Genomic DNA, 13,186 nt, shown 5'->3' with positions numbered 1-13,186 from the left:
GATCGGCTCGGTCACGGCCTCGGCGGTGGGCGCCTCGCCGGCGGCCGGCTTGTTCAGCCACCAGGCGGTCGGCAGCGCGACGCGGCGGGCGGCCGCCTTGCGCGGGGCGGATGCCGGGGTGTGCGGCGGGGCAGCCTGCGCGGCCGCGGCGGGGCGCTCCGGGGTCGTCGACGGCACGGCCTTCGCCGTGTGCTCGATGCCCTGGGGTCGCTTCATGCCGTGGTTAGGCCTTCGCGCGCGTCAGCGCGTCCAGCAGCTGGGGCACGATCCGGTAGACGTCGCCGCAGCCGAGCGTGATCACGAAGTCGCCGTCGCGGGCGATCTGCGCGGTGTGGTCGGCGGCCGCCTGCCAGTCGGGCACGAAGGCGACGTGGCTGGCATCCTGGAACCGCTCGGAGACGAGCGCGCCGGTCACGCCGGGCTCCGGGTCCTCGCGGGCGCCGTAGACGTCCAGCACGACGGTCTCGTCGGCGTAGCGCTCGAGCACGTCGGCGAACTCCTGCGCGAACAGCCGGGTGCGGCTGTAGAGGTGCGGCTGGTGCACGGCGATGATGCGGCCGGAGCCGACGACGGTGCGGGCGGCGGAGAGCGCGGCGGCCACCTCGGTGGGGTGGTGGGCGTAGTCGTCGTAGACGCTCACGCCGGCGACCGTGCCGTGCAGCTGGAAGCGGCGCTCCGTGCCGCCGAACTCGGAGATGGCGGCGAGGGAGGCGGCGGGGTCGAAGCCGAGCCCGACGAGCACGCCGAAGGCGCCGGCCGCGTTGATGGCGTTGTGCCGGCCGGGGATGCGCAGCTGCGCGCGGTAGTCCTGGCCCTCCCAGCTCACGCTGAACGCGACGGGGCCGTCGGTGTCCATGGAGTGCACGCGGACGGTGGCGTCGTCGGCCTCGCCGAAGGTGATGACGCGCTTGTCCGGCTGGGCGGCGCGGAGCGTCGCGGTGACGCCGACGGCGCCGGCGTCGTCGTCGGAGACGACGACGAGCTCGGATGCCGCGGAGGCGAAGGTCACGAAGGCCTCGTGGAAGGCCTCCAGCGAGCCGTAGTGGTCGAGGTGGTCCGGGTCGACGTTGGTGATCAGGGCGACGGCCGTGTTGTAGAGCAGGAAGGAGCCGTCGGACTCGTCGGCCTCGACGACGAACAGCTCCCCCTCGCCGCGGGCCGAGCTCACGCCGAGCGTGTCGATGACGCCGCCGTTAACGAAGCTCGGGTCCTCGCCGATGCCGAGCAGGCCGGTGACGATCATGCCGGTCGAGGTGGTCTTGCCGTGCGCGCCCGCGACGGAGACGAGGCGGTGGTTCTGCACCAGCCAGGCCAGGGCCTGGGAGCGGTGCAGCACCGGCATCCCCTTCTCCAGGGCGAGAACGTACTCGGGGTTGTCCTGCCAGAGCGCCCCGGTGACGACGAGCGTGTCGGCCGCGCCGACGTTGGCGGCGTCGTGGCCGACGGTGATGGTCGCGCCGAGCGCGCGCAGCGCGGCGATGTTGGCGCTGTCGCGCACATCGGAGCCGCTGACCGTGTAGCCGGCGCCGAGGAAGAGCCGGGCGATTCCACTCATGCCGGAGCCGCCGATACCGACGAAGTGCACGGCACCCAGTTCGGCGGGGACGGTGATGCTGAGGTCGGGCTTGATGGTCACGGTTGAATACTCGTCTCTCGATTGCGTCGTACGGGTGTGTGCGGTGCGCGCGCACAGCGCTAAGGTTACGCGGCGTCGGTGGGGTTTCCGTGCGAGGCGCGGTCGGCCAGCGCATCGTGCACGAGGGCGAGCATCCGGGCCGAGCCGTCGCGGGTGCCCACGGATGCCGCCCGCTCCCCCATCCGCTCGATCCCGGCGCGGTCGGCGAGCACCGGCAGCAGCGTGGCCTCCACCCAGCCCGGCAGGAACTCGCCGTCGTCCACCAGCAGCGCGCCGCCGGCGGCGACGTCGGCGGCCGCGTTGAAGCGCTGCTCGCCGTTGCCGACCGGGTAGGGCACGAACACGGCGGGGAGGCCGAGGGCGGCCAGCTCGCTGACGGTGGCGGACCCGGCCCGCGAGACGGCGAAGTCGGCGGCGGCCAGGGCGAGGTCCATCCGGTCGCAGTAGGCGAGCAGGGTGTAGCCGTCGATGCCGGGGTTCTCGATCTCGGCCTTGTCGCCCGTGATGTGCAGGATCTGCCAGCCGGCGGCCGTGATCGCGGCCGCGCTCTCGTGCACGGTGGCGTTGATCCGGCGGGCGCCGAGCGAGCCGCCGGTGACCAGCAGCACCGGGCGGTCGGCGTCCAGGCCGAAGAAGGCCAGCGCCTCGCTGCGGCGCGCTGCGCGGTCGAGGTGCTCGATCTCGGGGCGCAGCGGCATCCCGACGAAGCGGGCATGGCGGATGGGGGTGTCCGGGAAGGCGACCCCGACGAAGCGGGTGGAGCGGGCGCCGAGCTTGTTGGCCAGGCCCGGCTTGGCGTTGGCCTCGTGGATCGCGAAGGGGATGCCGGCGCGGCCCGCCGCCAGGTAGGCGGGCGTGGAGACATAGCCGCCGAAGCCGACGACCACATCGATGCCGCGTTCGGCGATCAGGGCCTGCACCCGGCGCACCGTCTGTCTCAGTCGCTGCGGGAAGCGCAGCGCCTGCATGCTGGGCCGGCGCGGGAACGGCAGCTTGGGGATGACGACGAGCTCATAGCCGCGGGCGGGCACGAGCCGCGCCTCCAGGCCCTCTGCGGTGCCGAGCACGAGGATTTCGGCGTCGGGCTCGGAGGCGCGGATGGTGTCGGCTACGGCGAGCAGGGGGTTGACATGGCCGGCGGTACCCCCACCGGCCAGAAGATAGCGGGTCACGCAGTGTCCTTAATTCGCGGGGGTTTTCGTTCGGGTCCGGATGACGCGGCGGATCCCCTGCCGGGCGGGCAGGCCGAGCGCCTCACGCTCCTCCGGGGTGTGCCTGGCGAAGGAGAGCACGATGCCGATGGCGAGCAGTGTGGTCACCAGCGCCGTGCCACCGGCGGAGATGAGCGGGAGCGGCACCCCGAAGACGGGGAAGACGCCGAGCACGATGCCGATGTTCATGAAGGCCTGGCCGATGATCCAGAACATGGCGGTGGCGGTGGCGACGCGCACGAAGGTGTCGGTGCTCGAGTTCATGATCTTGACGAAGGTGAAGGCGAGCACGACGAAGAGCACCAGCACGACGATCGCGCCGAGCAGGCCGAGCTCCTCACCGATGATGGCGAAGATGTAGTCGTTGTGGGCGGCGGGCAGCCAAGACCACTTCGCCTTCGAGTTGCCGAGGCCGGCGCCGAGGATGCCGCCGTTGGCGAGGGCGTAGTCGCCGTGGATGGTCTGCCAGCACTCGTTGAGCTGCTTCTCCGGGTCGTCGCAGCTGCCGTCGGCGAACATCATGATGCGCGACAGGCGGTTCTGGCTGCTGACGGCGACGATGAGGAACAGCACGGCACCGGCGCCGGCCAGCGCGCCGAGCATGCGCAGCCGCACGCCGGCGAAGAACAGCCCGCCGAACAGCATGGCCGCCATCACCATCACGGTTCCGAGGTCGTTGCCGAGCAGGACGAGGCCGATCGCGGCGCCGCTGGTGAGCAGGACGGGCAGCAGCCCCGTCTTCCAGTCGTCGAGGAATTCCTCCTTGCGGCTGACGATCTGCGCGATCCAGAGCACGAGCGCGAGCTTGATCATCTCGGAGGGCTGGAACTGCACCCCGAACAGGTTGATCCAGTTGGTGTTGCCTCCCGTGCCGACGCCGAGGCCGGTGAACACGACGAGCGCCTGCAGGATGCTCGCCCCGATCAGGGCGAACGGGGCCAGCCACTTCCACACCGAGATCGGGAAGCGGCTGACGACGAGCATCAGGGGCACGCCGATGAGGGCGAAGCCGGCCTGCCGGAAGAAGCCGGCGAAGAAGCCGTCGTCCTCGAGGTAGGACTCCACCGAGGAGGAGGAGAGCACCATCATCAGGCCGAAGCCGACGAGGAACAGCGTGGTGCCGAGCAGGACGTAGAAGTTGGTGCCCTCTGCGCGGAGTCGGCGCCCGAGGGAGATGCGGGCCGAGGCGACGCGAGGGGTCTCCTCCTCGCTCGCCCGGGGCCTGCTAGTGGCCCGAGGCGGATTGCTCATCCGCCCCACCTCCCAGAAATTCTCGTACCGCGCCGGCAAACAGTGTGCCGCGCTCCGCATAGTCGGCGAACTGGTCCATGGATGCGGCCGCCGGCGCCAGCAGCACCGCGTCACCGGGGGCTGCGACGCTCGCGGCGAACCGCACCGCGTTCGGCATGACCTCTCCAGTGTCGGTCGAGTCCACCTCGAACACCGGCAGCTCCGGCGCGTGTCGCGCGAATGCCTCGCGCAGTGCGCTCCGGTCGACCCCGATGATCACGGCCGCGCGCAGCCGCTGCACCTGGCTCCGGACGAGGTCGTCGATGTCGACCCCCTTGAGCAGGCCGCCGACGACCCACACCACCGAGTCGTTCGACTGGAGGGAGGCGAGCGCGGCGTGCGGGTTGGTCGCCTTGGAGTCATCGATCCAGCGCACGCCGTCGGAGACGGCGACCAGCTGGATCCGGTGGGCGTCCAGCTGGAAGTGGCCGAGTGCTCGGTGAATGGCGTCCACGCTGACGCCGGCCGCCCGTGCCAGGGCGCTGGCGGCGAGGATGTTGGCGACGATGTGCGGCGAGTCCAGGCCCCGCTCGGCGAGCTCGGCCAGCGTGCTCAGCTCGATGGCGCTGTGGTGGCGGTCGTCGAGGAACGCGCGGTCGCAGAGGATGCCGTCGACGATGCCGAAGTCGCTCGGGCCCGGCGCGCCGAGGTCGAAGCCGATGGCGCGGGCGCCGTCGGCGACATCCGCCTCTCTGACCATCGCCTCGGTGACCGGGTCGGCCTTGTTGTAGACGCAGGCGACGAGCGTGTTGGCGTAGACGGTGGCCTTCGCCGCGCGGTAGGCCCCGCCGCTGCCGTGCCAGTCGAGGTGGTCGTCGGCGATGTTCAGGCAGACGCTGGCGAGCGGCTCGAGCGATCCGACGCCCTCCCGGCGCACGTGGTGCAGCTGGTAGCTGGAGAGCTCCACCACGAGGGCGTCCCAGCCCTGCGGGTCACGGATGGCGTCGAGCACCGGCACGCCGATGTTGCCGCAGGGGGCGACGCGCAGGCCGCCCTCGGCCAGGAAGGTGGCGGTCAGCTGGGTGGTGGTGGTCTTGCCGTTGGTGCCGGTGACCAGGATCCACGGGGCTGGGGCCCCGGACGGGGTCGGCACCTTGTCGCGCAGCCGCCAGGCCAGCTCGATGTCGCCCCAGACGGCGATGCCGCGCTTCGCCGCCCACTCCAGCACGACGTGGTCGGGGTGGAAGCCGGGCGAGGCGATGAGCAGCTCCGCGTCGAAGTCGGCGAGGCCGGCCGGCACGGTGTCGAGCTCGCCCTGCAGCAGCCGGGCGCCGATCACCTCGACCAGGCGGGCCCGGTCGTCCGCGGCGGCCGAGGCGAGGACGAGGACGTCGGCGCCGAGCTCGGTGAGGGTGTCTGCGGCGGCGAAGCCGGTGACGCCGAGGCCGAGGACGGCGACGCGGAGCCCGCGCCAGTCGGCGTTCCAGCTCTGCAGGCTGTCCAGTCGGTCGGAGACGGAGTCGAAGTCAGGTGCACTCACGCGCGGGAGATCCATTCGAGGTAGAAGGTGCCGACGCCGGCTGCGACGAGCAGGCCGCCGATGATCCAGAACCGCACGACGACGGTGACCTCCGCCCAGCCCTTGAGCTCGAAGTGGTGGTGGATCGGGCTCATCAGGAAGATGCGCTTGCCGCGGGTGACCTTGAAGTACGCCCGCTGCACGATGACGGAGCCGGCCTCGATGACGAACAGCCCGCCGAGCAGGATCAGCAGCAGTTCGGTGTGGCTGAGGATGGCGAAGGCGGCCAGCGCGCCGCCGAGGGCGAGCGAGCCGGTGTCGCCCATGAAGATCTGGGCCGGCGAGGTGTTCCACCAGAGGAAGCCGATCAGGGCGCCGGTGATGGCCGCGGCGACGATGGCGAGGTCGAGCGGGTCGCGCACGTCGTAACAGCGCAACGGGTCTTCGCCGCCGCCGCCGAAGCAGCTCTGGTTGAACTGCCAGAAGCCGATGACGACGAAGGAGCCGATGGAGAGGATGGACGCGCCGGTGGCCAGCCCGTCGAGGCCGTCGGTGACGTTGACGCCGTTCGAGGTGGCCGCGACGATCAGGCAGATCCAGATGATGAACACGCCGAGCCCGATGATCGGGCCGAGCGTCAGGAAGTCGATCGGCAGGTCACGGATGAACGACACGTGGGTGGAGGCCGGCGTGATGCCCTGCGCGTTCGGGAACTGCAGGGCGAGCACGGCGAAGGTGCCGGCGACGATCACCTGGCCGGTGACCTTCGCCCAGCCGCCGAGGCCGAGGCTCTGCTGCTTGCGGGTCTTCAGGAAGTCGTCGATGAAGCCGACGAGGCCGAGGCCGACCATCATGAACAGCACGAGCAGGCCCGACGTGGTCGGCGGGTCGCCGCTCACCCAGGTGGCGATGAAGTATCCGAGCAGCACGGCCAGGATGACGACGATGCCGCCCATCGTCGCGGTGCCGCGCTTGGAGTGGTGCGCCTGCGGGCCGTCGTCGCGGATGAACTGTCCCCACTGCAGTTTGTGGAACAGCTTGATGAAGACCGGGGTGAGGAACAGGGTGAACGCGAGCGACAGGCCGCCGGCGGTGAGCAGGGCTACCACGAGAACAATTCTCCCAGCTGATCGCCGAGAAAACGCAGACCGGCCGAATTCGATGACTTCACCAGCACGAGATCGCCCGGCTGGATCATGTTTTTGAGCAGCTCGAAGGCCTCGTCGGCGTCGTCGACGATGTGCGATTCGCCGTCGAAGGAGCCCTGGTTGATGGTGCTGATGTGCATGCGGCGGGCGTTCTGGCCGACGACGAGCAGCTGCGAGATGTTCAGCCGGACGGCGAGCAGGCCGATGCGGTCGTGCTCCTCGCCGGAGAACTCGCCGAGCTCGCTCATCTCGCCGAGGACGGCGATGGTGCGCTGCCCCGGCGTGCGGATCTGGGCGAGCGTCTTGAGCGCGGCGGCCATCGAGTCGGGGCTGGCGTTGTAGGCGTCGTTGATGATCGTCACGCCGTCGCGGCCGCCGAGCACCTGCATGCGCCAGCGCTCGGCCAGCTCGACGCTCTCCAGCGCCGAGACGATGCCGTCGATGTCGACGCCGAGCGACTCGGCAACGGCGGCGGCGGCCAGGGCGTTCATCACGTGGTGCTCGCCGAGCACGCGGAAGCGCACCGGCCGGCTCTCGCCGGACGCGAGGGTGAGTGTGAAACTGGTGCCGGTGGCATCCGCGTGCACGTCGGCGGCGCGCACGGCGGCGTTCGGTCCGAGGCCGAACCAGACGATGGATGCCGCGGTGGCGGCCGCCATGCCGGCGACGCGGTGGTCGTCGGCGTTCAGCACGGCGACGTCGGCGGCGGTCAGATCGCTGACCATCTCGGTCTTGGCGGTGACGGTCGCCTCGATGCCGCCGAACTCGCCGGCGTGGGCGAGGCCGACGCTCAGCACGACGCCGATGTCCGGCTTGGCCATGGCGACCAGCTTGGCGATCTCGCCGATGCCGCTCGCGCCCATCTCGGCGACGAGGAACTCGGTGTCCTCTGTCAGCTCGAGCATGGTCAGCGGGGCGCCGACCTCGTTGTTGAACGAGGCGCGCGGGGCGATGGTCTGGCCGACTTCCTGCAGGATGGTGCGCAGCAGGTTCTTCGTCGTGGTCTTGCCGTTGCTGCCGGTGACACCGACGATCTTCAACTTGCCGAGCGCGCGCACCCGGGCGACGACCTCGGTGGCAAAGGCGCCGAGGGCGATGACGACGTCGTCGACGAGGAGCTGCGGCACGTCGAGGTCGAGCTCGTGGTCGACGATGAGCAGCGCGGCGCCCGCCTCGAGGGCGGTCGGGGCGTACAGGTGGCCGTCGGTGAACTCCCCCGGCTTGCAGACGAAGACGTCACCGGGCCTCACGTCGCGGGAGTCGGTGTGGGTGAGGCCGGTGATCACGGTTCCGGGCTCCGGCGCGCGCAGCAGCTGCGCGCCCGTGGCCTCGGCGATCTCGGCGATGGTCATGGCGATCACTGCAGCCACCCGGCCTCTCGGAGCGCCAGTCTGGCATCGTCTCTGGCAGAGTAGGGCAGCTTCACGCCGGCAACCTCCTGGTAGTCCTCGTGGCCCGGGCCGGCATAGAGCACGGCGTCGCCGTCGCCGGCGAGGGCGAGGGCGGCGCGGAATGCCGCGCGGGGGTCGGCGATCTCGTAGAGCTCGGCGTCCGGCACCGCGGCCCGCGCGCCGTCGAGGAGGGCTTGGCGGATGCTGGCCGGGTCCTCGAAGCGCGGGTGGAAGTCGGTGATGACGACGGCGTCGGCGCCGCGTGCGGCGATGGCGCCCATGTCGGCGCGCTTGGTGGTGTCGCGGTCGCCGTCGGCGCCGAAGACCATGATGACGCGACCCTCTGTGGTGCGCCGGATCGCCTCGAGCGTGTTCAGGAACGCGTCGGGCGTGTGCCCGTAGTCGATGTAGACGGTGGGTCCGTGCTCGCCGGAGACCCGCTCGGTGCGGCCGGGGATGTACACGTCGATGCCGCCGTCGCGGTCCAGCGCGTGGGCGATGGCGTCCAGGTCGAACCCGGACTCGACGAGCATCACGATGGCCAGTGCCGCGTTGGCGGCCATGAACCAGCCGAGCAGCGGCAGGGTGGTCTCCAGCCTGCGCCCCTCCGGCCCCTCGAGGGCGAAGCGGGTGAAGGTGGCGTGCTCCTCGAGCACGCTCATGCGCCAGTCGGCGGTGCCGCCCGGCAGCGTGCTGAGCGTGGTGACGGGGATCCGGGAGGACTGGGCGAGGCGCGTGCCCCACTCGGAGTCGACGGTGACGACGCCGCGCCGGCTCCGGTCGGGCTGGAACAGCTCGAGCTTGGCCTGGAAGTAGTTCTCCAGGTCGGAGTAGTCGTCGAGGTGGTCGTGGCTCAGGTTGGTGAAGCCGGCGATGTCGAAGACAAGGCCGTCGACCCGGTGCCGGCTGAGCGCCTGCGCGGAGACCTCGACGCCGACGGCGCGCACCTCGGCCTCGCGCATGCGGGCGAGCAGGGCGTGCAGCTCGCTCGCCTCCGGCGTGGTCAGGTTGCTGGTGACCGCGAGCTCGCCGATGCGGCGCTCGGCGGTGGAGGTGAGGCCGGCCACGACGCCGAGCTGGCTGAGGATCGCGTAGAGCACGTAGACGACGCTGGTCTTGCCGTTCGTGCCGGTGACGGCGAACAGGGTCGCCGGGTTGTCCGCGGTGCGGTAGATCCAGGCGGCGACGTCGCCGAGCGCCGCGCGGGCGTCGGGGGTGACGAGCACGGGCAGGCCGGACTCGGCGGCGAGGGCCGCGCCGGCCTCGTCGGTCAGCACGGCGACGGCGCCGGAGCGCGCGGCATCCGCTGCATAGCTCGCGCCGTGGGCGTTCCGCCCGGGAACGCCGACATAAAGATCTCCTGGCTGCACCGTCGTCGTGCTCAGGCTGATGCCACTGAGCTCGACTCCGTCGATGTCGCCCCGCACGTCAAGGTCGAAGGTATCGACCAATCCGGACAGGGATCGTGAAACGGGGTGCTGCGGGCGGAGCGCCGTGGGTCCGGTCACTTGGCCCTCTTTCTCACCAGTTTGCTGGCAGTTCGGGCGCCGGAGCGCCGGATGGAACGACCCGGTACTTCTTCAGCACCTGGCTCATGACGTCTCGGAAGACTGGGGCAGGCGCGGCAGAGGTATTCATGTTTACCGGGCGAGCCAAGCTTACCGAAACCACGTACTGCGGATCGTCGGCCGGGGCGAAACCGGTGACGGAGACGATGTAGTCCTTGGAGTACTTGCCGGTGCCGTCAGACATCTGCGCGGTGCCTGTCTTGGCGGCGACACGGTAGCCGGGCACGTTCCACTGGCTGGCCAACCAGCCCTGCGTGTGCACCATTTCCAGCATGTCGGATGTCGCGCGCGCCGCGGCCGGCGAGATGACCTGCACGCCCTCTGTGCTCGGCTGCTCCGTCACGGTCCCGTCGGGGTGGGTGCAGCCGGTGACCAGCTGCACCGGGAGCCGCACGCCATTGTTGGCAATGGTCTGGTAGATGCTGGCGTTCTGCACGGCGGTCGTCGTCATGCCCTGGCCGAACATCGTCGCGTAGCGGGTCTGGTTGTCCCAGCTGTCCGGTCCGTCGCCGTTCAGGTCGCCCGGGGCCTCGGACGGGAAGTCGACCTCGGTCTCGGTGCCGAGCCCGAACTTCTTCATGTACTCGTAGCGGGAGTCGTCGCTGATCCGCTCGCCGAACTGCGACATGCCCGTGTTCGAGGAGTCGATGAGAACGCCGGTGAGGGTGAGGTGGTCGTCGCCGTGGAAGCTGGAGTCGTTGACGTCTGCGCCGTTCGGGAAGATCATCCGGTACGGCGCGACGACCTGCGAGTTCGGCTCGGCCTGGCCGGCGTCGATGACGATGGCCGCTGTGAGCGCCTTGAACGTGGAGCCCGGCTCATAGGGGGCGGCGAAGGCGCGCGAGCCGCGGTCCTCCGCGGCGGTGCCATCGACGTTGTTCGGGTCGACGGACGGGTAGTCGGCGACGGCGAGGAGCTTGCCCGTCTTGACCTCCATCACAATGGCGGAGCCCCACGCGGCCCCGGTGACCTGCGCCTGCTCGGCGAGCGTCTGCGCCGCGTACCACTCCAGGTCGGCGTCGATGGTGGTGTGCAGGGTGCCGCCCGGCTTGGCCTCGCGGACGGTGCGCGTGGTGTCCGGGAGGCGCACGTTGTCGGCCCCGGTCTCGTAGGCCTCCAGGCCGTCGACTCCGGCCAGGCAGCTGTCCTGGCCGAGCTCGAGCCCGGCCTGGGCGCCGCCGTCGGCGCCGACGAAGCCGACCAGGTTGCCGGCCACGGAGCCGTTCGGGTAGCTGCGGGCGGGGATGGACCGCGCGTACTGCCAGGCGATGTCGAGGTCGTCGACGGCCCGCCAGACCTCCGTGTCGACCGACTTGGCGACGTAGGCGTGGTCGGAGTCGGGGTTTTCGGCCAGGGCCGCGTCGATGACGCCGAGGATCTCGGCGCCGCTCTTGCCGAGCGCCGCGCCGAGCCGTTCCGTCTCGGCCGTGAGGACGGCGCGGGATTTCGCCGCCAGCTCGGGGTCGCTCTCCCGGATTCCCTCCGTGGAGGCCGCGACGGCCTGTTTGGGCGAGATCTCGATGTCGAAGCGTTGGACGCTGCCGGCCAGCACCGTGCCATTGGCGTCGACGATGTCGCCGCGGGCGCCGGGGATGCGGGTCGAGCTGGAGCGGTTGTCGAGCGCGGCGGCGTTCAGCTCGTCGGCGCGCACGACCTGGATCTCGACGAGGCGCACGACGAAGATGGCGAGCAGCGCGAACAGCAGCAGCGAGGCCGAGAAGATCCGGGCCCTGTTCGACCGGGTGTTGCGCGCCACTATCGGGTTCTCCCTCTGTCTGCCTGGCCGGTGGGTGAGTCGGTCGGGCTAGTGGGTGGCCGGTGCGGGGATGCCATTCTGCAACGGTAACTCGGCCGGTGCCGGCGGGGCGGCAGGCGGGGTCGGCGTGGCTGACTTTGCCTCACTTTCGGCGGGCGCGGCGGGCGGGGCCTGCTCGGTGACCAGAGGCACACCGGCCAGCAGCGCGTTCGGCACCAGGCTGGACGCGCCGGACGCGCCGACGCCCTGCTCGCCGAACGGCTGGCCGAGCACGGCGCCGTCGGAGAGGCGGAGGTAGGCGGGGTTGGCGTTGGTGACCATGCCGAGCGCCTGCGCGTTGGCGGCGAGGAACTGGGGCGACTTCAGGCGGTCGAGGTCCTCTGTGATCGCCTGTGCGTCGCGGGTCGCCTCCTTCTGCTGGGTCTGCAGCGCGGCGATCTCGTAGGCGCCCTGCGAGGTGACGACGCTCAGCACCAGCTGGGCGGCGATGATCGCGATGATGCCGAGCACGGCGGTGATGCCGTAGGCCAGCTTCGGCCTGGCCTTGCGCTGCTCGCGCGATGGAACGATCTCGATGTGCGGCCGGGGCGCCTCGGTGGCGCGCTGGGGTGCGGCCGGGTGGGCGGGGCGGGCGTAGTTCCTGGCCAGGTTGTCGCTCATTCGCCGCTCCCCCGCTTCGTGCCGGTCGTTGCCGGCTTCCAGAGCCGCTCGGCCGCGCGCAGGCGCACCGGCGTCGCCCGCGGGTTCAGCGCCCGTTCCTCGTCGCTGGCCAGCTCTGCGCCGCGCACGAGCAGCTTGAACTGCGGCCTGTGCTCCGGCAGCTCGATCGGCAGGCCGGCCGGGGCCGTCGAGGCGGATGCGGCGGCGAAGGCGCGCTTGACCAGCCGGTCTTCGAGCGACTGGTAGGACATGACGGCGATGCGGCCGCCGACGGCGACGGCGTCGAGCGCGGCCGGGATGGCCCGCTCGAGCACCGACAGCTCCTGGTTGACCTCGATGCGGAGTGCCTGGAACACCCGCTTGGCGGGGTGGCCGGCGTTCTTCAGCGCACCGGGGGTGGCGTCCTGCAGGATGTCGACGAGCCGGCCGGAGCGCGTGATCGGCTCGATCTCGCGGGCGGCGATGATGGCCCTGGCGTAGCGGGCGCTGAGCTTCTCCTCGCCGTAGTGCTCGAAGATGCGCCGCAGGTCCCCCTCGCGGTACTCCGCGAGGATCGTCTCGGCCGTCAGCGGCGAGGTGGCGTCCATGCGCATGTCGAGGGGGGCGTCCTGCGAGTAGGAGAAGCCGCGCTCGACCCGGTCCAGCTGCAGCGAGGACACGCCGAGGTCGAACAGGATGCCGTCGACCTCGCTGAAGCCCTGCGAGGCGATCGCGGCGGTGATGCCGTCATAGACGGTGTGCACGAAGCGGGCGCGGTCGCCGAACGGCGCGAGCCGCTCCTTGGCGATGGCCAGGGCGTCGAGGTCGCGGTCCAGCCCGATCAGGGTGAGCTCGGGGAACCGGGTGAGGAACGCCTCGGCGTGGCCGGCCATGCCGAGCGTCGCGTCGACGAGGACGGCACCGGGCTTGTCGATGGCCGGGGCGAGGAGCTCGACGCAGCGTTCGAGCAGGACGGGGGTGTGGATGTCGTTGAGTGCCATGGTTTCCAGGGAGGGCTCCTGATTCCTGATCCCCATCCGCTCGACCTGCCACCGGGGAAGTGTGGCAGGGCGAATCGGCTGGGAGTC

At 70.9% G+C, this 13,186-nt stretch carries 10 protein-coding genes and 1 pseudogene; all 11 read right to left on the bottom strand.

Annotated elements, in window-relative coordinates; all coding sequences use genetic code 11:
- A pseudogene (locus tag GY24_RS10430) lies at nucleotides 1–216 on the bottom strand (hypothetical protein); the annotation flags it as partial.
- A gap of 7 nt (nucleotides 217–223) precedes the next feature.
- On the bottom strand, nucleotides 224–1,636 hold the full coding sequence (gene murC, locus GY24_RS10425) for a UDP-N-acetylmuramate--L-alanine ligase (protein WP_104475569.1): 1,413 nt from the start codon (nucleotides 1,634–1,636) through the stop codon (nucleotides 224–226).
- Nucleotides 1,637–1,701: 65 nt separating this feature from the next.
- A complete protein-coding gene (locus GY24_RS10420; RefSeq protein WP_104475568.1) occupies nucleotides 1,702–2,808 on the bottom strand; it encodes a UDP-N-acetylglucosamine--N-acetylmuramyl-(pentapeptide) pyrophosphoryl-undecaprenol N-acetylglucosamine transferase in 1,107 nt (368 codons plus the stop codon).
- Nucleotides 2,809–2,817: 9 nt separating this feature from the next.
- Nucleotides 2,818–4,098, bottom strand: a complete 1,281-nt coding sequence (ftsW, locus tag GY24_RS10415) for a putative lipid II flippase FtsW (protein ID WP_083364232.1) — start codon at nucleotides 4,096–4,098, stop codon at nucleotides 2,818–2,820.
- Nucleotides 4,073–5,617, bottom strand: a complete 1,545-nt coding sequence (murD, locus tag GY24_RS10410) for a UDP-N-acetylmuramoyl-L-alanine--D-glutamate ligase (RefSeq protein WP_233279309.1) — start codon at nucleotides 5,615–5,617, stop codon at nucleotides 4,073–4,075. Before murD ends, ftsW begins: the two co-directional genes overlap by 26 nt.
- Nucleotides 5,614–6,705, bottom strand: a complete 1,092-nt coding sequence (gene mraY / locus GY24_RS10405; RefSeq protein WP_104475566.1) for a phospho-N-acetylmuramoyl-pentapeptide-transferase — start codon at nucleotides 6,703–6,705, stop codon at nucleotides 5,614–5,616. The genes murD and mraY overlap by 4 nt, the downstream gene beginning before the upstream one ends.
- A complete protein-coding gene (locus GY24_RS10400) occupies nucleotides 6,699–8,105 on the bottom strand; it encodes a UDP-N-acetylmuramoyl-tripeptide--D-alanyl-D-alanine ligase (protein WP_104475565.1) in 1,407 nt (468 codons plus the stop codon). Before GY24_RS10400 ends, mraY begins: the two co-directional genes overlap by 7 nt.
- On the bottom strand, nucleotides 8,102–9,643 hold the full coding sequence (locus GY24_RS10395; RefSeq protein WP_104475564.1) for a Mur ligase family protein: 1,542 nt from the start codon (nucleotides 9,641–9,643) through the stop codon (nucleotides 8,102–8,104). Before GY24_RS10395 ends, GY24_RS10400 begins: the two co-directional genes overlap by 4 nt.
- A gap of 13 nt (nucleotides 9,644–9,656) precedes the next feature.
- Entirely contained in the window at nucleotides 9,657–11,459 is a 1,803-nt protein-coding gene (locus GY24_RS10390) for a peptidoglycan D,D-transpeptidase FtsI family protein (RefSeq protein WP_104475563.1), read from the bottom strand.
- Nucleotides 11,460–11,507: 48 nt separating this feature from the next.
- A complete protein-coding gene (locus tag GY24_RS10385) occupies nucleotides 11,508–12,119 on the bottom strand; it encodes a hypothetical protein (RefSeq protein WP_104475562.1) in 612 nt (203 codons plus the stop codon).
- On the bottom strand, nucleotides 12,116–13,099 hold the full coding sequence (gene rsmH / locus GY24_RS10380; RefSeq protein ID WP_104475561.1) for a 16S rRNA (cytosine(1402)-N(4))-methyltransferase RsmH: 984 nt from the start codon (nucleotides 13,097–13,099) through the stop codon (nucleotides 12,116–12,118). Before rsmH ends, GY24_RS10385 begins: the two co-directional genes overlap by 4 nt.
- Nucleotides 13,100–13,186 lie beyond the last annotated feature (87 nt).

Origin of the sequence: Microterricola pindariensis (assembly GCF_002936985.1) — a bacterium.
GTDB lineage: Bacteria > Actinomycetota > Actinomycetes > Actinomycetales > Microbacteriaceae > Microterricola > Microterricola pindariensis.
This window is presented reverse-complemented; position numbering and strand designations above follow the sequence as displayed.

Coding starts and splice junctions, on each gene's coding strand:
- ftsW (WP_083364232.1), bottom strand. CDS start 4,098: ATGAGCAATCCGCCTCGGGCCACTAGCAGGCCCCGGGCGAGCGAGGAG.
- rsmH (WP_104475561.1), bottom strand. CDS start 13,099: ATGGCACTCAACGACATCCACACCCCCGTCCTGCTCGAACGCTGCGTC.
- GY24_RS10385 (WP_104475562.1), bottom strand. CDS start 12,119: ATGAGCGACAACCTGGCCAGGAACTACGCCCGCCCCGCCCACCCGGCC.